The sequence below is a fragment of the Pseudoalteromonas luteoviolacea genome (assembly GCF_001750165.1).
GTDB lineage: Bacteria > Pseudomonadota > Gammaproteobacteria > Enterobacterales > Alteromonadaceae > Pseudoalteromonas > Pseudoalteromonas luteoviolacea_G.
In genome coordinates this window covers 897,877-918,152 of record NZ_CP015411.1, presented here as the reverse complement: position 1 = coordinate 918,152, position 20,276 = coordinate 897,877, and the positions used below count along the sequence as shown (strand labels likewise).

The window sequence follows — 20,276 nt, the reverse complement described above, 5'->3', positions numbered from 1 at the left end:
GTCAGATTCTTTGATATGAAGGCTTCAGACAACGCCACTTCCCATGCTATAGCGCCTGAGAATAAGCGATTGATGAGCAATGTGCTGGCATTGATGCAAGCTAAGCCATACAAACACATAAATGAGCAAATCAGTACTTTTGAATATGTGTGTAAGTTGCTTATTTTACCTTGCGCAAAAGTAACCTTGCTTCGCAACGTATATTTTGCACCTATGTGCAGATACAACAAAGGGGTGAAGCGATCACCCCAGGGTTGCAAACTTTATTGTTCCAAAACAAAAACTAGCACACCTGCCCACACGCCCAACCACTTGACCATGCGTATTGGAAGTTATAGCCGCCAAGCCAGCCAGTAACTTCGGTGACTTCACCAATAAAGTACAGACCTTTGGCTTTTTTCGCCTCAAAGGTTTTTGAGCTCAGCTCGTCACTATCAACACCACCTAACGTGACCTCTGCTGTACGGTAGCCTTCGGTGCCATTGGGCTTTATTTGCCAAGCAGTTAATGTCGCTGCGATGGTATCAATCTCGCCATGGGTTAGTTGGTTAGCGGGTTTATCCGGTACGCTGTTGTCGTTAATTAGTGCATCAACAAAGCGTTTGGGTAGCAGCTGTCCAAGTAGATTTTTAACAGACTTTTGGCCTTGGTTTTGACGCCAGTCGTGCAGTAGCTCTGCAACGTTTGTATCTGGTAATAAATTGATACTGACCGCCTGCCCTGCTCGCCAAAAAGAGGATATTTGTAAGATTGCAGGGCCCGATAGGCCGCGGTGAGTAAAGAGGATATTTTCTCTAAACTGCGTGTCATCATCACTGGTCACTAGGCTATCGACACTGATCCCAGACAAGCCTTCAAAACGCGCTTTATCGTGGTCGTGCAAGGTAAAGGGTACTAGCGCTGCGGTAGTAGGTAAGAGTTTTAAGCCAAATTGCTCTGCAATTTTATAACCGATTGGCGTTGCACCCAACTTCGGCATGGTTAGGCCGCCAGACGCAACAACCAAAGATGCACAACTAAAGGTATGCTCGGATGTGGTGACTATATATAAGCCTTGCTCGTCACGTTCCACATTAAGTACTTCATTGCGTAAAAAGACTTCAACGCCGGCCCACTCACATTCTGTCATCAAAATATCAACAATGTCTTGCGCGCTGTTATCACAGAATAGTTGCCCAAGTGTTTTGTGGTGATAATTTAAGCCATGACGATCCACCAGCTCAATAAAATCATGCTGGCTGTAACGGCTTAAACTGGACTTTACAAAATGAGGGTTGGCACAGAGATAGTTTTCTGGGCTGGCATTTTCATTGGTAAAATTGCAACGACCACCGCCACTAATGAGAATTTTTCTTCCCACTTTTTTACCCATATCAACAATAGCGACCTTTCTGCCTCTGTAACCAGATTGCGCCGCACACATTAATCCAGCGGCACCTGCGCCGATAATCACCACGTCAAATTGCAACATTGTATACTCTGAAACGAAAAACTTATGCCGCAATTATAACTTTTTTTAAGCTTAAGTGGGAGTTTATAGTTCAAAACACAACCAAAAAAGCATATTTCTATCACTTTTTAGAATATGAGATAAATCATTTACAATCTTTTACAATGGCAAATAATTTATTCTTTGAGAAAGAATATTTTGATAAAGTTTAATAAAAACATAATGATAATGAAATAATAAAGACTTTTATCCATCCCCTTATAACCAAATGAATAGTGTAAATAACAAAACAATACTTTCACATAACCCACAATGAATTTACTTTTGTTAACCACTTGGCGCAAACAGGTTGCCGAGAAAAACAACAAGTAAAACAAGGGTAAAAAAATGACAACAGGAAATTTTAAATTAGCAGCAATATCAATGGCTGTTACAGGTTTACTTTCAGCTAACGCAGTAATGGCAATGCCACAAAATGTTAACGTACAAACAGAAGCATTCGCTCAAGCAGTACCAAGCCAAGCACAACTTGCTCAAAAACTAGAATCACAAAGCGGTTTTGGTACTCAGTTCATCATCAAATATAAAAACAACAACAATGACATCATGTCACTTTCTAGTGCTGATATGTCTGCAACGATGATGAATACACGTGCTCGTAGTTTCGTAAAAGGCTTCAACAGCAAACGTGCAGCAGCAAAAGCGCAGTACGTTCGTCCGATGGCGCTTTCAAACCACCACGTAATGCGTGCTGATAAAAAACTGAGCGCCGCTGAAACACAAAAATTCATGCAAGATATGCTTGCTTCAGGTAATGTTGCGCACATTGAAGTTGACCAAATGCTACAACCGTTTGCAACGCCAAATGATCCTAGCTACAGCTCACAGTGGCACTATTTTGAAGCAGCTGGTGGTATTAACGCACCAGCAGCATGGGACAAAGCAACAGGTAGTGGTGTAGTAGTCGCTGTACTAGATACTGGTTACCGTCCACACGCTGACTTAAACCCTAATATCCTACAAGGTTATGACATGATCTCTAACCTTTCGGTCGCGAACGATGGCGGTGGCCGCGACAGTGATGCACGTGACCCGGGTGACGCAGTTACAGCAAACGAATGTGGTTACACTCACAGCGCTCGTAGCTCAAGCTGGCACGGTACTCACGTTGCAGGTACAGTTGCTGCGGTAACGAACAACGGTGAAGGTGTTGCCGGTGTTGCTTATGACTCTAAAGTTGTACCAGTACGTGTACTTGGTAAGTGTGGTGGCTTAACATCTGATATCGCAGATGGCATCATCTGGGCATCAGGTGGCTCAGTATCAGGTGTACCTGCGAACGCAAACCCAGCAGATGTTATCAACATGAGTTTAGGTGGCAGTGGTGCATGTAGCTCTACAACGCAAAATGCGATTAACCAAGCACGTGCTAACGGCACTGTAGTTGTTATCGCGGCTGGTAACGACAACGACAATGCCAATAACTACAACCCAGGTAACTGTTCTGGCGTCGTAAACGTTGCATCTGTAGGCCGTAACGGTGGCCGTGCATACTACTCTAACTACGGTTCTTCAATTGACGTTGCAGCACCGGGTGGCGCACAGAGCTTTGCAAATGACCCTGAAGGTATCCTTTCTACATACAACTCTGGTAGCAACGCACCTGTGAGCGATAGCTATAGCTACTCTCAAGGTACGTCAATGGCAGCACCTCATGTTGCAGGTATCGCGGCACTTATCAAACAAGCGAAACCAACAGCAACACCAGACGAAATCGAAACCATCCTAAAAAATACGACGCGTAGCTTCCCTGCAACATGTACTAACTGTGGTACTGGTATTGTTGATGCAAGCGCAGCTGTTGATTTAGCACTTGGTAATGACAACACAAACCCAGGTGACAACGTATTAGTTGACGGTGAAGCGAAAACAGGCCTAAGTGGTGCCAAAGATGCTGAAGCTTTCTTCACTTTCGAAACGCCAGCTGGCGCAAGCAAAGTCACCTTCACAATGAGCGGTGGCACAGGTGATGCTGACCTTTACGTTAGAGCGGGTGCAAAGCCAACAACATCTACGTATGATTGCCGCCCTTATGAAGGTGGTAACAACGAAGTATGTACTATTGATAACGCATCTGGCACATATCATGTAATGATGCGCGGTTATTCAGCATATAACGGTGTAAGTCTTGTAGCGAACGCAGAGAGAACAGGTACACAACCTGGTGGTATCACTGAAACAAACCTGTCGGCATCAACAGGTAACTGGAGCCGTCACCAAGTGACTGTCCCAGCTGGTATGTCGAGCCTAACGGTTAAAATTTCAGGTGGCTCAGGTGATGCAGACCTATATGTAAATCCAGGTAGCGCACCTTCGACTTCTACTTATCAGTGTCGTCCATATGAAGGTGGTAATGCTGAGACGTGTACAATCACCAACCCAGCTGCTGGCGTTTGGCACATTGGTCTACGTGCATACCGTACTTTCTCTGGCGTAACACTTGACGCACAGTACAAATAATCCCTAGTTCTTAATGTAACAACACAAAGCCGGAGTCACTCCGGCTTTTTAACTCCCGCGTCAACTACATTAAGACAATAAAAAAGCCAAACATGCGTTTGGCTTTTTGCTTACTCTCACGTTAATCAAGACACATTACGACAGTCCTAAGCTGGCTCTGATCTGCACCATCTGCTGCTCTAATCGATATTGGATCTCACTGATCTGTTGGTTTGACCCTTTTACCTGCGCTTTCATCGTGGCCATAGAGCTGCTAAAACTATCTACCAATTCGGTTTGTTGATTACTCAATGCCATCGCATCAGCAGCAACTTGGCTTGCACCTTGCGCACGCTCAGCAACACCCTCTGAATTGCGTTTTAGCTCTTGCGCATGCTCAGTTTGCTGCTGCGCCTCTTGCGCTAATGCACTTATCTGATTTGATACCTTGCTGGAGTTCTCACTTAAAATGTTTAGCTGAGCATTGATGTCTGTGAGCGAGTCCTGCGTTTGACGGGCAAGTTTCCTCACTTCATCGGCCACCACCGCAAAGCCTCGTCCATGCTTACCTGCACGCGCTGACTCAATGGCTGCGTTCAATGCCAATAAGTTGGTTTGCTCAGCAATGGTATGGATCATCTCAATCACCTTGCCGACATCTTCAACACCCACTAATAATTCATTGAGGCTCACTAACCCTTGATCAACACGGTTTTGAGTGCTTGAGCTGGCTTTAAGCATCGACTCTGCGAACCCGACACTTTGTGTCATTGCATTAAATGTATCGCTGGCGTTATCAGCCACTTGCTGATTGATATTGCTGGCCTCAAAACCAATGGACTTAATTTCATCAAGCTGCTGCTGGTTATGCGCTACCTGTTCATAAGTGTGTTCTGATTGCTGACTAATACTGGCAAGATTTCGATTCATATCCTGCATAAAGTCGTTGATCACTTGCAGCATTTGTTCGCGCTCTTGGGCTTCAACACGCTGCCTTTCAATCAATTGGTTAAAGTATTGGGCGATTTCACCCACTTCAGTATTGGCACGTTTGCACTTAATTTGTTTCAGTTCATTACTTTCAATTAAAAAGGCAAAGCCATCTCGCAAGTTGCGCAGCGGTGTCAGCACTTGACTAAATTGCACCCAATATACACCAACAGCCAGCAATACAAGCAAGCCAATGGCGGCACCAAAAATCGTAAATACTTGAGACTTTAACTCTACCTGACGACGTTTTAACTGCTCACCCGCATCTAACATCAATGCTGATAATTGCTTAATATCATCACGTAATGCTGTGATCCCCGCCTGGCGCTGCTGTGCCTGACGTAAAGTATTTTCTAAATCACGACTAAAACGGTTTGGCCAGCTACTCAATTCAGACTTAATTTCTTGCGCTAAATCTTCAGGCTCTTCCCCTAAAAAGAGTTCATCCTCATCGACCTCTGTCATGATACCCAAATCATCTAGTCGATCGATTTGCGATGCTAGGGTTTGAAGCCGGTTCAGTGACGTGTGTAAGCTTTGTTGTGTTGCTTGGTCGTAGTGCAACACCAATTGGTAGGTATAAATACTTAAATTCGTGGTTTCAAAATAATAATCAGATGCCAATGAGTAATACTCTTCACTCAGCGTATGGCCATTCGCCTGTGCAACATAATTCATCAATGACGACGCAGAACCCGCCATTTGACGCAATGCGTTGTCAAGCAGCGCTAATTCGTTACCTGATAATTTGCCAAGCGCTCGGTACTTCCCCTGAATATCACTATTAATTACATCGAGTTGCTTTTCCATATCCATCATAACATCACTAGACATGGTCGCTAAATGCTGTTTTTTGATGGTATTGATCTGCTCACTGGCGTGATTTAAGTACTGGCTATCACCTGAGCTCAGGTAATCTTCCACCGTACCCGCCAAGTCAATTAAAACGGTGTTTTTAAGCTGTGTATATGCGCTATCTTGCTGATCTAATTTACTAAAGACCTGGCTTGCCCACAATAAGGTAGCCGCAAGAATGATACTGGCAATAGCTAACAACACCGCCAGCAGCCGAGTGAAAGATGAAACACGCATATGTACTACAATCCCAAAAAGTGAATTTCGGGGTCAGCGTATTAACCTTTTATGACATTTTGATGTAAGTTGATTACCAAACAACCAAACCCACATAAAAGCATACTTTTTTAGTATGCTTTTTGTGTACAAAACCTCGACAAGTTAAGGTTAGCCTGCCAGTGCTTACTTCATCGCTGCATTGACATACACATCAAAGCGGTTCTTTTTCGTGGTAATTTGCATACTAGGTGTCTGTGAATTTAAAAACGGCGCGTAATCTGGACGCTTAACGACAACCCGTTTCGTAGCCAGTTGAGTCGCAAAAGGCAATAAGGCATCAGCGTCGTTATCTGCGCCGACTAAGGACTGAAAAACACGCATTTCTTTTTTCACCTGTGCGGATTTTTCTCGGTGTGGAAACATAGGGTCTAAATACACGACATCTGGACGACTCGACTCATCCTGCATTGCCTGTTCAAGTAAAGAATGGCTTGAGCCAAATGCGATATGCATATTCTCTTGCATCCAGATACCAATTTCTGCATCTTGATAAGCACGCTGTAAGCCATCATACAAAAGTGCAGCAACCACAGGGTGCCGCTCATGCATCAACACTTTACACCCTAAAGATGCCAACACAAATGCATCACGGCCAAGGCCTGCGGTGGCATCAAGTACCACAGGCGTTACGCCTTTATTCAGCCCAACCGCTTTGGCAATAGCTTGACCTTTTCCACCACCAAATTTACGTCTATGGGCGCTAGCACCGGTCACAAAATCAACACGAATAGCCCCGAGTTTAGGCTCATCTTTTTTGAATAGTGCCAAACCCGCTTCGTCATAGACCAAACGAAAGTCCTCATCCAGTGCTTTATGTTTATCTAGCTCAAAGCGTTTTGTTAACTCATCTAAATAAGAACGATTTTCTTCAAATGGCGTGTGAATATACAACTGCAGGCTCCTGTCGATTAAGCCTGCAGATTATATCGTTTAATTGATAAAAAAAGAATGCAAGAAAAAGACTGCGGTATCATCTATTAAAATAATTCTATATCGGTTTGTGCTGGCACCTCATCTTCGCCCCAAGGCTTGGCCATTTGATTTAGGCTTTGAATTAGCTCTTGACGTACTTGTGTGATCTCGCCCAATTTGTATCGGATAATTGAGAACTCATCATTCACAAATAAAAAATGTTCACTCAATCTCGCCAATGACACTCTATGTTCTTCTGCCAATGTTGATGTAATAGTTTCATCTTTCACGAACTGCTCAAACTCAGTCACCTTGGCACCATACACTTCACCAATACCGCCGAGCTGCTCACTCAACTGGGCAAACGCTAAGCCAATTTCTTCAACTTTGTTTAAGGCCACTTCGCTCACTTCCATATCTTTTATTTTGGCATTGGTGGCTTCTAAGATGTGTGGTAGCAAATCTTTAAAACGGCCATAGAGCGCAGGATCATCCGTTGGCATATTTTTAATAAGTAGAGATACTTTAGGGTAATTGATAATGGTACGCCGACCAAAGTCGACAAACCGGCTGCCCTCTTTGTTGGTTTCTAACAACTCTTGCTCTATCGGCTGTATTGCCCCTTCCTGAGAAAAGAACACCGCTTGATTGTGATACCAAAATGCCAGTGCGACTTCTAAATTAAGTGGGGTAAAGAATTCTAAAAAGTACTCAGATAATGTCGTCAGATCATGGGCATGATATGACTGGCCTACGTAGCGCATGATTCGACCCATATCACCAGAGTCTGTCATGGCAATCTCTGCGGTGATTTGTGCTCGCTGCATATCTTGCTTGAGTGCCACTGATTGACGCCGGTAATCATCTAATACTTTGATCCGTGCTAATAGTTCAGAGCCTTCAAACGGTTTTACTATGTAATCAGCAGCCCCCGCGTTGTACCCTCGCATACGCTCGCTGATGTCAGACTTTGAAGATAAGAACATCACCGGAATATCAGCGGTGTGCTCACCGGTTTTTAAGCGCTCGCACACTTCAAATCCAGACATACCAGGCATTTCAACATCTAACAAAATAATATCTGGCTGATATTTTATTGCCAACCTTAAGCCTTGCTCGCCATTTTTAGCGTGGATCAATTTGCAATGTTGAGACAGTGACTGCTCTATAACATGGTGAATGAGCTTGTCATCGTCAATGGCAAGCACTAAATTTGTCATATGGCTTTCCCTACAAGATCAGGTCTTTACCAAAGCATAGACGGAACTTCTTATTTTGCGAGTGCAAAAACAACAAAGCGCCCAATCGGGCGCTTTGTTAATTAGACTATGACAGTCAGGTACTAAGCGGCTTTACCTATACCACTGTGACGCAACAAAGCATCTACTTGCGGTGCACGACCTCTAAAGCGCTGGAATAACACCATTGGCTCTTCAGAACCGCCCATCTCAAGGATATTTTCCATAAAATCTTTACCTGTTTGCGCGTTAAAGATCCCCTCTTCTTCAAAACGAGAATACGCGTCTGCAGATAACACTTCTGCCCATTTATACGAGTAATAACCCGCACTATAGCCGCCCGCAAAAATATGGCTAAAGCTATGCTGGAAGCGATTAAATTCAGGCGCTTTAATAATGGCGACTTGCTCTCTCACTTTATTCAATCTCGCTTGAATTTGACACGCTTCACCCTGCTGATAATCGGCATGAATATGGAAATCAAACAGTGAGAACTCAATCTGCCTTAGCATTTGCATTGCTGATTGATAGTTTTTAGCAGCTAATAACTTATCTAATAGCTCTTTTGGTAATGGCTCACCACTTTCGTAGTGTCCAGATATAAAGCTCAGCGCCTCTTCTTCATAGCACCAATTTTCTAAAAACTGGCTTGGTAGCTCTACCGCATCCCATGCAACACCATTAATGCCCGCAACAGCAGGTGCATCAATTTGCGTTAGCATGTGGTGAATACCGTGACCAAACTCATGGAATAAAGTCGTTACTTCATTGTGCGTGAATAGCGCAGGCTTATCACCAACTGCTTTATTAAAGTTACATACCAAGTAAGCAACCGGTGTTTGCAATGTGCCATCTGACAATGTGCGGCGACCCATACAATCGTCCATCCAAGCGCCACCACGTTTGTGCTCACGTGCATATAGGTCTAAATAGAAGTGACCGCGCAGTACGCCATTGTTGTCATGAATAGCAAAAAAGCGTACATCTTCGTGATAGCTGTCAAATTCACTCTCTTCTGTCACTTTAATTCCGAACAAGCGGTTAACGGTTTCAAATAAACCATTTAAGACGCGGTCCGCTGGAAAATAAGGACGTAATAACTCATCTGAGATAGCATATTTGGCTTGTTTTAGTTTTTCACCGTAATAGCCATAATCCCACGCTTCTAACTGCTCAACTTGATGTTCATCTTTGGCAAATGCTCGCAATTCATCAACCTCTTGCTGCGCTTGAGGCTTAGACTTTTTCGCCAAATCATTCAAAAAGTCAAAAACTTGTGCTGGTGTTTCAGCCATTTTGGTTGCCAGCGACTTATCCGCAAAACTATCAAAACCTAATAGTAGAGCCAATTCGTGACGCAATGCTAACTCTTCAGTCATGATCGCTGAGTTATCAAACTCACCACCATTTGGTCCTTGATCTGAAGCGCGTGTTACAAATGCGCGATACATTTGCTCACGCAAATCGCGATTATCTGCATACGTCATAATAGGTAGGTAAGAAGGAATATCTAGCGTAAATACCCAGCCTTCAAGCTCTTTTGCTTGCGCTGTATGCGCAGCTAGGGCCAATGCAGACTCTGGCAATCCACCTAAATCAGCTTCTTCAGTGACATGTAAATGCCATGCTTGGGTTGCATCCATCACATTGTTACCAAATTTTGCGCCAAGCTCTGAGAGTCTGGCACTTATCTCACCGTAACGTTTTTGTCCGGCTTCATCCAAGGCAATCCCTGTTAGTTTGAAATCTCTTAGCGCATTTTTAATGGTTTTTTGTTGTGCTGTACTTAAGCGCTCAAATTCATCGCTTTGTTCAATTGACAGATATGCTTGGTATAGACCTTGGTGCTGACCAACATACGTTGAATATTCTGAGATCAGTGGAAGGCACTCATCGTATGCTTTTCTCAACTCCTCATTATTCACTACAGAGTGCATGTGAGACACTGGGGACCACATTTTAGATAACCTATCATCTGCATCTTCAAGAGGCTGAACAAAGTTATCCCAAGTATGTTGGGGCTGCTCAAGTACCGTATCAATGGTTTTTCTACAATGCTCAATCACTGATTTTAATGCAGGTACAACATGCTCAGGCTTTATTTTTGAAAATGGCGGTAGTCCTTCAAGGCCAATTAACGGGTTACTCATAGTGTCTCTCTTAATTTTTTATTTCCTGAATAAACTTGAAATAAGGGCTAATAGCGCAAATACAAGTAAAACTTACTAATCTAGTTGAAAGTTATGGCGTATAAAAGCTGTCATACTAAGACTAGTTCAGCGAATTCAGAAGAGGAAACATTATGGCTCAACATTTTGACTACATTGCCATTGGCGGTGGTAGCGGTGGTATCGCATCAGCAAACCGAGCGGCAATGCGTGGCGCAAAGGTCGCCCTTGTCGAAGCAAAACACATGGGGGGCACCTGTGTGAACGTTGGCTGTGTGCCTAAAAAAGTAATGTGGCATGGCGCACAAGTTGCCGAAGCCATCAAGCTTTATGCACCAGATTACGGCTTTGACGTTGAGCTAAAAAACTTTAATTGGGCAAAGCTGGTTGAAAGCCGTGAAGCTTATATTGGTCGCATCCACCAAGGGTACAACAAATACCTTGCCAATAACGGCGTCACTGTGATCAATGGCTTTGCCAAGTTTATTGATAACAAAACCATTGAAGTCAATGGCGAGCAATATACGGCAGATCATATCTGTATTGCAGTCGGTGGTCGCCCAAGTATTCCTAACATTTCAGGAGCCGAGCACGGTATTGACTCAAATGGCTTCTTTGAATTAAACGAACAACCTAGACGTGTTGCGGTCATTGGCGCAGGTTACATTGCCGTAGAGCTTGCTGGTGTACTACACAGTTTAGGCACAGAAACACACTTATTTGTTCGTAAACATGCACCACTGCGTAACTTTGACCCAATGGTTGTTGAAACACTCACTGAGGTAATGGAAAAAGAAGGCCCAACGCTTCACACCAATTCAACACCAAAAGAATTAATCAAAGAAACAGACGGCTCAGTGACATTGCACCTTGAAAATGGTGAATCACACACGGTTGACCAAGTGATTTGGGCGATTGGCCGTGAGCCAGTGACAGATAAAATTAACCTTGCAGCAACTGATGTCGACATCACTGATAGAGGCTTTGTGAAGGTGGATGAATGGCAAAACACCTCTGTGCCGGGTATTTATGCTTTAGGCGACATTATGGAAGGCGGCATTGAGTTGACGCCAGTTGCAGTCAAAGCAGGTCGTATGCTGGCTGAACGCTTGTTCAACCCTGAACTGCCTAACGCAAAAATGGACTACAACCTAGTTCCGACTGTGGTATTCAGTCACCCGCCAATCGGCACCATCGGCCTAACAGAGCCAGAGGCAAAAGCGCAATACGGTGAAGACAATATCAAGGTTTACAACTCTACTTTTGCAGCCATGTACACGGCGGTCACTCAGCACCGTCAACCATGTCGCATGAAGTTAGTCTGTGCAGGCCCTGAAGAGAAAATTGTTGGCTTACACGGCATTGGCTTTGCCGTTGATGAGATGATCCAGGGCTTTGGTGTAGCAATGAAGATGGGCGCAACCAAAGCAGACTTTGATTCTGTTGTCGCTATCCACCCAACGGGCTCAGAAGAGTTTGTTACTATGAGATAAATCTGAAGTAATAAAGCTGACCGAGTTCGGCCAGCTTTATTTTAGAGTGACGAAATTAACACTGAGTCCACTCCAATTAACCTTATATTTCAGGCCTGATACTTTATAAAAAAATAGAGGTCATCTATCTAAAATACAGAGCTCAATAAAAAGTTTAATTTTAGTTTAACCTATCAGAGATAGAGTATTTCTTAACCGTTAAATTATTCAATACCAACTTTATCAAATAAAGAATAAAAAAAGGTAAAGCAACTCCGAAAGTTAGAACTACTAGTATCTGCCAAAGAAGAATTGGAATAAGTACGTCAGTAAATTTTAAATTAATATTGAATTTATACATTTTATTGCCACTGGAAACAAACATAATTGCAATGCCACCCGGTTTGACCTCTTACTCTGGTACAAGTATGTCCATAATTATTACATACTGGTACATCGGGCTTCCCACCATATCCTTCAAATACTTTGAGCATTCTGTTTGCTGAGCCAGAGTTAGAGTGCTCTGTTCTAGTAGATGATTTCGGTTTTGATAGTGGGATATCATTACAGTCACCGTCGGTGGCTGTCGTCACAACAAATGTTTCTTTGTCAAAATCCATGTACCCCTTCATAAACCCACCATCAGCAGTTTGTAATCTAAAATTATTAGGTGATAGTATATTTAAAGTGCTCCCTGCCATTGATACAAAAGAGTTTGATGAACTTTCCATAACAGAAGTAAACTGAGTATATTTGACCATTGCTACCGCAATATGCCCATATGGATCAGCACTTATTTCTCTTCTCAAGTTATGAAATAGAACTCTGCGCTCTCTAGAGTTATTAACATAATTGTGTGCCGTTTTATAATTTTCAGGTACTTCTTTAGCCACACATTGATTATTACTAGCAAATGAACTTCTACTTCTCTTTGCTGACACGTTCAACTTTTTACTAACTCTCCCACTTTTATCGAGTAACAAAGTTGAATTCTTGTAAAAAGTTTCTGCTTTATTTTTGGCTTTTACATAGTTTAGAAATGCAGTATGTACATCTCGAGGGACATCAGACTTAAAAGAATCTGTAATTGGAATATTGTCGTCAATTAGACGTTCGTAAAGGACGTATTTATATGACTTTAAATTGTGCTCATCAAATACATAAACATCTGTGCTCGAATTTCGCTTGACAGGCGCACTTTGTGCTTTTTGCTTTACACTATTTATTGAGCAATTGTTACAGGTTTTAATGTAAGTAGCTGAGAAAGATGAGTTAGAAAATAGAATTAAGATAAATGCTATTAAAGTAGATTTTTTCATATTACCTCCTGTAAAAAAAATCGGGTACATCATATATATAAAAAAGATAATGTAAAGGCTTTGTTTCCTAAACAATTGAACTTCAAGCCTTTGCTTTATCGAAAAAATATATCGTAACCTGTAACTTCCCCAGCTTTAGTGCGGTACTAAATACTATAAATATAAAGTCTGGAGAGCCACTTTACAGACCTCAAAAAAGTCCAAATTTCTTTGCGATTTTTTCCCTCTGTGGAAAAGTCCTCTAGACTCGGTGGGATGTAGGTCTCCAGATTACTTCCAGTTCTGGATGTTAACATTTCAAGAACACTATGAGATAACGATATTAAAAGCCAACTGACCTGCTCAGTTGGTTTCTTTATGCTTCGATATCGCTACCTGCCACACAGCACCTATCTCTTTTAATACTGCTTTTACCACTGGGTTATTTAGCGCTGACGATTTCGCCACTAAATTTAAAGGTAACTCAAAATCCAACAAAGTGAGCCGCTGTGCTTGTTTGGCTGCAACCATAACTTGCGCCACATCCAACTCAATAAAACTGACGCCAACACCATTTGCAACCAAGCTTGCACGGGAGGCGTTATCTGTGCTTTGCACCTGTGATTTCACTGGCTGATTTACCTTCTTTTTCAGGGCTACATCAAACGGGCAATGCTCACCGACGCTTATCCAAGGTAACTCTGCAAGATCGTATACGCTATGAACCGTCGAGACATCAAATGAGGTAGGCACTATCGTGGTAATCGCCTGTTGCGCTAACTCGATATGACACAATGCTGGGACACCATCACCATAAACAAATCCGCCATCCAACTCACCACTAACTACTTTTTCAAGGATTTGTCCTGTGTTCAGGGCATGCAATTCCAGTTCAATACCTGGGCAGCGGTCAACCAGGGCATTGACCAGTTCAGCAACACGTAATGTACTCGCTTCTCGGTTTAAGCCCAGTTTAAAGGTGCCGATTATTTGTTCTGCGTTTGCTACCGCCAAGTTCACCATGTCTCTCGCGCTATCTAAGGTTTTTTGCGCTTGCAGACGAAGCTGCTCGCCTTTTGGCGTCAAACGCATCCCTTTGCTGGTACGCTCAAACAAGTTCGTTTTAAGTTCATCTTCTAATGCTCGAATATGTGCACTGACTGCGGGCGGTGTAGTAAATAACTGTTTTGCGGCTTTGGTTAAGTTGCCCGTTTCAGCGACCACCACAAATGACCTTAAATGATAAAACTCCATGTGCTCAACCTAATTTGATGCTGTACCACAAATATACAACATACAGGCTTCAAGGCCTATTCACAAAATGCGAATACGGTGTTCAGAAATGATGAATTTACCCACTTAATACCTCCTAGTAGGCTTTAGCTACACCAACGAAACAGGAGAAAGATAGATGGCCAATGTACATGTAAACAATACCGCAGAACCAAATGAGGCTCTGGCGCATTTTAGCGCAAAATTACACTGTGAAACGGATTGCAGTGATGTTTATGCCGATATCAAACAGGGCATACAGAATTTTGTGTTAGTAGATACTCGCTCAGCACAAGCCTTTACTAAGAGCCATGCAATTACTGCAATCAACATACCCAATAGCGAGATCACCGCCGAACGTATGGCACCCTTTGCGCCCGATACCTTGTTTGTTGTGTACTGCTGGGGGCCGGGTTGCAACGGCGCCACAAAAGCGGGCTTTAAATTGGCTCAGCTCGGTTACAAAGTCAAAGAGATGATTGGCGGGATCCACTATTGGGAAGACTTTGAGCGATATCCGGTCAATCGGCATTTAAGTGACCCACAACAATAACCACTTGGGGCTTGTGATGATCACAAGCCCTAACAATAGGAAGTATAATGACAGTCAGTATCATACCAGCAACCAAAACACATCACCCGCAACTGCTCAGCATGTTCGTTGCACATGCACACCTTGAACAGCATACACTTCATATTGATGACCAACTACAAACCATGGACACGCTTGATACGCTCCCAATCGAGCTATTTATCATTGAGCTTAAACACACCACCATCGGTTATTTCAGTATCATCCCGCAATTTTCAACCTGGGATATGAAAGAGTACCTATATCTAGATTGTTTATTTATTCAGGACACCTATCGCGGTATGGGGATTGGGAAGTATGTGATCCACTATATTTTCAATCTAGCAAAAAAGCGAGGATACCAACAAGTACAATGGCAAACGCCTGACACTAACCAAAGTGCAATACAGTTCTATTTAGCACAAGGCGCCAAACCCAAAGCTAAACACCGTTTTTTTTACACCATAGGTGAGTAATTCAACCCACAGGCACGCCGACCATTAACTTTTTCATAAAATACTAATTTACCCCAAACATACAACCAACTTCCGATATTGTATGACAGAATAAACGAGTATCCTCAATCTAAAATAAAGACAAATCAATACCCTACAATCTCAAGGAACTCTCATGACCATAAAACCACTCGCAGCAGCATTAGCCTGTACTTTTATCTCAGTGGGCAGTTTTGCCGCTACCAATATCGCGCAGTTTATTGACAGCCAAGGCAATGCAAATATCAATACATCAGCACCAACACCTTATGTGTTTAACCAAGTTGATATTGACTCGGTCAAAATCACGCAACAAGGGAGTAAATTTTTTGTCGAAGATGCAGGTATTTATCGAGTTAACTATTCTCTAAGCTGGCGAACATCAGGCGTTGGCGCATCAGCAAGACGCCAAATAAAAACATATATTTTAACCAATGGAACTGATATCTCTGCAACCTCTTATGAGTATGCACGTATTGAGAATTACGCTGAAAATGCCACCAACCAAGGCAACTTTTTACTTGAACTCAATGCGGGTGACTATATCGAGCTTATCCACACAGCTTCTTCTGAAAACTTAAATGAAGCACTCTCTAACCCAGGTGAAAGCTGGATTGCATTAGAATTTGTAAGCACCCGTGAAGACAATGGTAAATATCCAAAGTCTTGTTTAGAAATAAAGCAAAATGCACCTGCCAGTAAAAGTGGCACATATACCATAGATCCAGATGGGACAAGCGGGGAAGCACACTTCGATGTGTACTGTGATATGGCCACTGAAGGCGGCGGCTGGACCATGATCTCTAAGTATTCAGGTATTGGTGGTCAATGTAACTATCCTGACTTTAACGCCTGTAACCTTGAAGGCATGTCTCATGCGGGGTTAAGTCAAAGCGCAAAATTAAATCACAATGCCATCATCGCACTTGTTGATGGACGTAGTGATGCGCTCTTCAGAGCAAAAAGCACCTTTGATGACACAGTGATCAAAAGAGTCGATGGCAAAGACCCATTTGCCACCGTGGCGGTTGGTGACAAATTTGCTTGCCGAGACATTGCCAAATCCAACTGGCACAACTATTCAATTGATGGTCTAGTACATTACCCGACACGTTTAACAACTTGGACGACAAATCTAACTTATGTTGGTAAGAGCGATCAAGTAACCCAGTGTGGTAACGGGATCACCTTTGAAAGTGAGCGTTTCCCTGCACTACATGCCATTGATGCAGGCTCCACGAGTGCACCGACAGTGCAAGGGGCGTTTTACATCAAATAAGTATGCATCAGGTCAGGCAATACGCCTGACCAGCCCACCGCTCTATTTCCCTATCATAGGCTTAAGTTCATACGCTGACTTTCTACTTGATATCCTCTACCCGAACATCAGAATAAAAATTCCTCACAATGTGTAAATGACGAACTAATTCGCTCTCAAACTGCTCATTATTTCTCTGTGTTTAAGGCTTGGCTGGTAAATACCCGCTAAAAACTGGGTGCAAATAGACAAATATAAAATTGACCACAATACTCAAATTGTCATCAAAGTTATTTAAGCGACTATGAAGCAAGCTAGGTCATTCTTCTTTTTACTCTTTGGCATCCTCAGCCATACCTTATATGCCAACACAGTGGAGCACAAACTGATCGTTTCAATGCACCCGCTTGAGCCCTTTGTCTATATTGAAAACGGCAAAGTCACCTCAGGTTTTGTCGCAGATATTTACAACCAAATAGCAAGCCGGCTTTCTCATTACCAGCCTGTGCAAGTCAGCTCCTTTGCTCGTGGATTAAACATATTAAAACAACCTCCAAAAAGAGTCATATCACCTTCAGGTAAAGTCACTTTGTACCATAGGGCACACCTTATAGTCGCCAAGACCCCTGAGCGGCTCCCCTCCTTTAAATGGGTTGGACCCTTTTTATTTGACGGGTCTGTTTTGTATAAACGCTCAAGTGATAAGAGGGTATTCAAACAGTTGGGAGACATTCGCCGCCACCAAGCAACCTGTGTATCACAGCGCAAAGTCGCGGATACAGAAATATACAAACAATATCAGATCCCATTTCACGAAACAGACAGCCAACTTGAAGCCATCCAATTGTTATTGCAGCCTAGAAGCCGCTTTGACTGCACAATAATTTCTCTCATGAACACTCGGGAAATACTCGCATCTTCTGGCTACTCACTTGATGCACTGACCCCCATGTCTATTCAGCTATCTCCACACGCCGTTTTTATGGCTTTTTCCGCTGAAACACCTAATGCGATCGTCACAAAGTGGCAAACTGCACTCGATGAACTGGATGCGCAAGGTCTGCGACTCACCTACATTCAAAGGTATGTGCCTTTTTATACAAAAGAGCTCGAACTCATGCTGCGAGGCGCACTGAATAATCACATACAATAAAGTATCAGCTTTCTTGCGTGAGGAGCGTAATAATTACACTTAAAATAAAAAACACACCAACTCTAAAAATAAAAAATATCAACAAAACCCAAAGTCACATAAATAAATTCAAAATAAAAATTAAACATATGAAATAAAAAAGCTTTTACCACAACAAGAAAAACAAATTGTTACACGACTTTAATTATCACACTCAAAAAGTTACACTACTAACTATTAGAGCTCTAATAATAAGGGCTTCTGTCAGCAACACAGGCAATGAGGAATATATGAATATTTGCGAAGCATCGCTGTTATTGCCTATCAACAAACAACTCAAGTCTCAGATAGATGCTGGTCTATGAGTTGCCTATTTCTTTTCATTTTTAGCCAAGCAAAATAATTTGTAGTCTAATAAATAGAGTCTCACTATGAAAAAAGACAACACTTCGCTTAATCTCCCCGTTTTTTACAGCGCCTCAGCGATTGTAATGGCGTTGGTGATTTTTGCCGTGATCAGCCCCTCAACCGCCTCATCACTCTTTTCTGTTACTCAATCAGCCATCACCCAAAATGGCAGTTGGTTTTATGTCTTAACCGTCGCCATTATTTTGGGCCTAGTCGTGTATTTAAGCATGTCACGTTTTGGCGAGATTAAATTAGGACCTGACCACTCCGACCCCGATTATAGTTTTTCTACTTGGCTGGCCATGTTATTTGCCGCTGGCATGGGAATAGGTTTAATGTTTTTTGGTGTCGCAGAGCCCGTGATGCACTTTGTCTCGCCGCCGTCTGCAGACACAGGCTCTGTTGAAGCCATCAAAGAAGCCATGCGGATCACCTTTTTCCACTGGGGGTTTCATGCTTGGGCCATCTACGCCATCGTGGCGATGATTTTGGCTTACTTTAGTTACCGACATAAACTACCACTGACGTTGCGCTCAGCACTTTACCCGATTATTGGTGACAGAATTCATGGCTGGATGGGCCACGCTGTCGATGTTTTTGCCGTTGTCGGCACAGTATTTGGTGTCGCGACCTCTTTGGGGTTAGGCGCTGCACAGGTCAACTCTGGACTAGCCTACTTGTTCTCTTTTGATGTCTCGGTGCAAAATCAAGTCATCATTATGATCACGATTACGGCACTGGCATCTATCTCCGTGGCGACGGGGTTAGATAAAGGCATTAAAATTCTATCCCAGACCAATATGATACTCGCTGTAGTACTGTTAGCCCTAATCTTCTTTATTGGCCCAAGTGTGTTTTTACTGCAAGCATATGTACAAAATGTCGGTGATTACTTGTCGGATATTGTGTCTACTACGTTCAACCTATTCGCGTATGAGAAAAAAGATTGGATTGGCGGCTGGACCATTTTTTATTGGGGCTGGTGGCTTGCTTGGGCGCCATTTGTTGGCCTCTTCATCGCGCGCATATCAAAGGGCCGAACTATTCGAGAGTTTGTTATTGGTGTCACCTGTATTCCGACCGCATTCACCTTATTGTGGATGACCATATTTGGTAACTCGGCACTGGCAATGATTTTTGAGCAAGGCATGACAGGGATCTCAGATATGGTTAGCAACAACTCTGCCGTTGCCCTATTTGTATTTTTAGAAAACTTCCCTCTGTCTGAGTTTTTAATCGGCCTATCTATCATCATGATTGTGGTGTTTTTTGTCACCTCTTGTGACTCAGGTGCCATGGTGATCGACATGCTGTGCTCAAACGGCAGCAATAATACCCCGCTTTGGCAACGATTATTTTGGTCGATTGGGGTTGGCGTTGTCGCCGCAGCGCTGAGCTTAGCAGGTGGACTTGATGCGCTGCAAACACTGACCATCGTCAGTGCGCTGCCATTCTCAGTGGTGTTGCTCGTCGCCTGTTATGGCCTCATTCGCGCGCTGCGTATTGACGATGCCAAACGCAGTACACACACCATGCCGATGACGTTTGACAACCAAGTCAATGATGAGCAGACATGGCAAGAAAGCCTTGCGCTACTTATCGCAACGCCTGCTAAAGGTAAAGTTGATAAATTTATCTTAAAAGAGGTCAAGCCTGCGCTGAAAAAAATCAGGGATGAATTTGAAAGCAACCAAGTCGAGGCTGAAGTCAAAGTAAATAGCGCTGCGGTTATTCTTACGGTTCACCACGGTGACGAGCACGACTTCATTTATGGTGTGTATAAAAGTGAAGCCTTGCAACCAGACTTTACGCAAAGTGATGTCACAGACAGTGACTCGTATTATCGCGCCGAAGTGTATCTCAGTGAAGGCGGCCAAAACTATGACATCATGGGTTGGTCAGAAAGCGCCATCATCAGCGATGTATTAGCGCAATATCAAAAGCATCTTCACTTTTTAAATGTGCTGCGCGAGTAGCACA

General features: G+C 43.1%; 15 protein-coding genes. 7 read left to right on the top strand and 8 right to left on the bottom strand.

Translation table 11 applies throughout. From position 1 onward, the window contains the following. Window positions 1–283: 283 nt before the first annotated feature. Window positions 284–1,471 carry an NAD(P)/FAD-dependent oxidoreductase gene (locus S4054249_RS03825; RefSeq protein WP_046356994.1) on the bottom strand — a complete coding sequence of 396 codons (1,188 nt, stop codon included), beginning with the start codon at window positions 1,469–1,471 and terminating at the stop codon, window positions 284–286. 366 nt (window positions 1,472–1,837) lie between these two features. On the opposite strand from S4054249_RS03825, the gene S4054249_RS03820 reads away from it, so the two are divergent. After that, window positions 1,838–3,970 (top strand): S8 family peptidase, encoded by a 2,133-nt coding sequence (locus S4054249_RS03820; protein WP_046356995.1) that lies wholly within the window; start codon window positions 1,838–1,840, stop codon window positions 3,968–3,970. Window positions 3,971–4,105: 135 nt separating this feature from the next. Here the strand turns inward: S4054249_RS03820 and S4054249_RS03815 are convergent, their stop codons facing one another. The 4 genes from S4054249_RS03815 to prlC all read right to left on the bottom strand — a co-directional run bounded on the left by S4054249_RS03815 (window position 4,106) and on the right by prlC (window position 10,373). Next, complete coding sequence (locus S4054249_RS03815; RefSeq protein WP_046356996.1) at window positions 4,106–6,031, bottom strand: methyl-accepting chemotaxis protein; 1,926 nt, start codon at window positions 6,029–6,031, stop codon at window positions 4,106–4,108. Window positions 6,032–6,196: 165 nt separating this feature from the next. Further along, complete coding sequence (locus S4054249_RS03810) at window positions 6,197–6,964, bottom strand: class I SAM-dependent methyltransferase (protein ID WP_046356997.1); 768 nt, start codon at window positions 6,962–6,964, stop codon at window positions 6,197–6,199. Window positions 6,965–7,050: 86 nt separating this feature from the next. After that, window positions 7,051–8,205 (bottom strand): response regulator transcription factor, encoded by a 1,155-nt coding sequence (locus tag S4054249_RS03805; RefSeq protein ID WP_046356998.1) that lies wholly within the window; start codon window positions 8,203–8,205, stop codon window positions 7,051–7,053. Window positions 8,206–8,327: 122 nt separating this feature from the next. Then, complete coding sequence (gene prlC, locus S4054249_RS03800) at window positions 8,328–10,373, bottom strand: oligopeptidase A (RefSeq protein WP_046356999.1); 2,046 nt, start codon at window positions 10,371–10,373, stop codon at window positions 8,328–8,330. Between the two features lie 152 nt (window positions 10,374–10,525). Between prlC and gorA the strand changes: the two genes are divergently transcribed. Then, entirely contained in the window at window positions 10,526–11,884 is a 1,359-nt protein-coding gene (gene gorA / locus S4054249_RS03795) for a glutathione-disulfide reductase (protein ID WP_046357000.1), read from the top strand. A 160-nt stretch (window positions 11,885–12,044) separates the two neighbouring features. Here the strand turns inward: gorA and S4054249_RS27270 are convergent, their stop codons facing one another. The 3 genes from S4054249_RS27270 to S4054249_RS03780 form a co-directional block, all read right to left on the bottom strand. Continuing rightward, window positions 12,045–12,224 carry a DUF6693 family protein gene (locus S4054249_RS27270; protein ID WP_046357001.1) on the bottom strand — a complete coding sequence of 60 codons (180 nt, stop codon included), beginning with the start codon at window positions 12,222–12,224 and terminating at the stop codon, window positions 12,045–12,047. 1 nt (window position 12,225) lies between these two features. Next, window positions 12,226–13,182 (bottom strand): hypothetical protein, encoded by a 957-nt coding sequence (locus S4054249_RS03785; protein ID WP_046357002.1) that lies wholly within the window; start codon window positions 13,180–13,182, stop codon window positions 12,226–12,228. Window positions 13,183–13,524: 342 nt separating this feature from the next. After that, window positions 13,525–14,415: a LysR family transcriptional regulator gene (locus S4054249_RS03780; protein WP_046357003.1), complete on the bottom strand. Its 891-nt coding sequence runs from the start codon at window positions 14,413–14,415 to the stop codon at window positions 13,525–13,527. A gap of 157 nt (window positions 14,416–14,572) precedes the next feature. Here S4054249_RS03780 and S4054249_RS03775 point away from each other — a divergent pair, with 157 nt between their 5' ends. The 5 genes from S4054249_RS03775 to S4054249_RS03755 all read left to right on the top strand — a co-directional run bounded on the left by S4054249_RS03775 (window position 14,573) and on the right by S4054249_RS03755 (window position 20,272). Further along, a complete protein-coding gene (locus S4054249_RS03775) occupies window positions 14,573–14,986 on the top strand; it encodes a rhodanese-like domain-containing protein (protein WP_046357004.1) in 414 nt (137 codons plus the stop codon). A 47-nt stretch (window positions 14,987–15,033) separates the two neighbouring features. Next, the gene (locus tag S4054249_RS03770) at window positions 15,034–15,480 is read left to right on the top strand and encodes a GNAT family N-acetyltransferase (RefSeq protein ID WP_052961036.1); all 447 of its coding nucleotides are present in this window, start codon (window positions 15,034–15,036) and stop codon (window positions 15,478–15,480) included. Window positions 15,481–15,634: 154 nt separating this feature from the next. Continuing rightward, window positions 15,635–16,777, top strand: coding sequence for a fibrinogen-like YCDxxxxGGGW domain-containing protein (locus S4054249_RS03765; protein WP_046357005.1), 1,143 nt, complete (start codon window positions 15,635–15,637; stop codon window positions 16,775–16,777). 283 nt (window positions 16,778–17,060) lie between these two features. Continuing rightward, entirely contained in the window at window positions 17,061–17,909 is an 849-nt protein-coding gene (locus S4054249_RS03760; protein WP_046357006.1) for a substrate-binding periplasmic protein, read from the top strand. Between the two features lie 410 nt (window positions 17,910–18,319). Then, window positions 18,320–20,272: a BCCT family transporter gene (locus S4054249_RS03755; RefSeq protein ID WP_046357007.1), complete on the top strand. Its 1,953-nt coding sequence runs from the start codon at window positions 18,320–18,322 to the stop codon at window positions 20,270–20,272. Window positions 20,273–20,276: the final 4 nt, after the last annotated feature.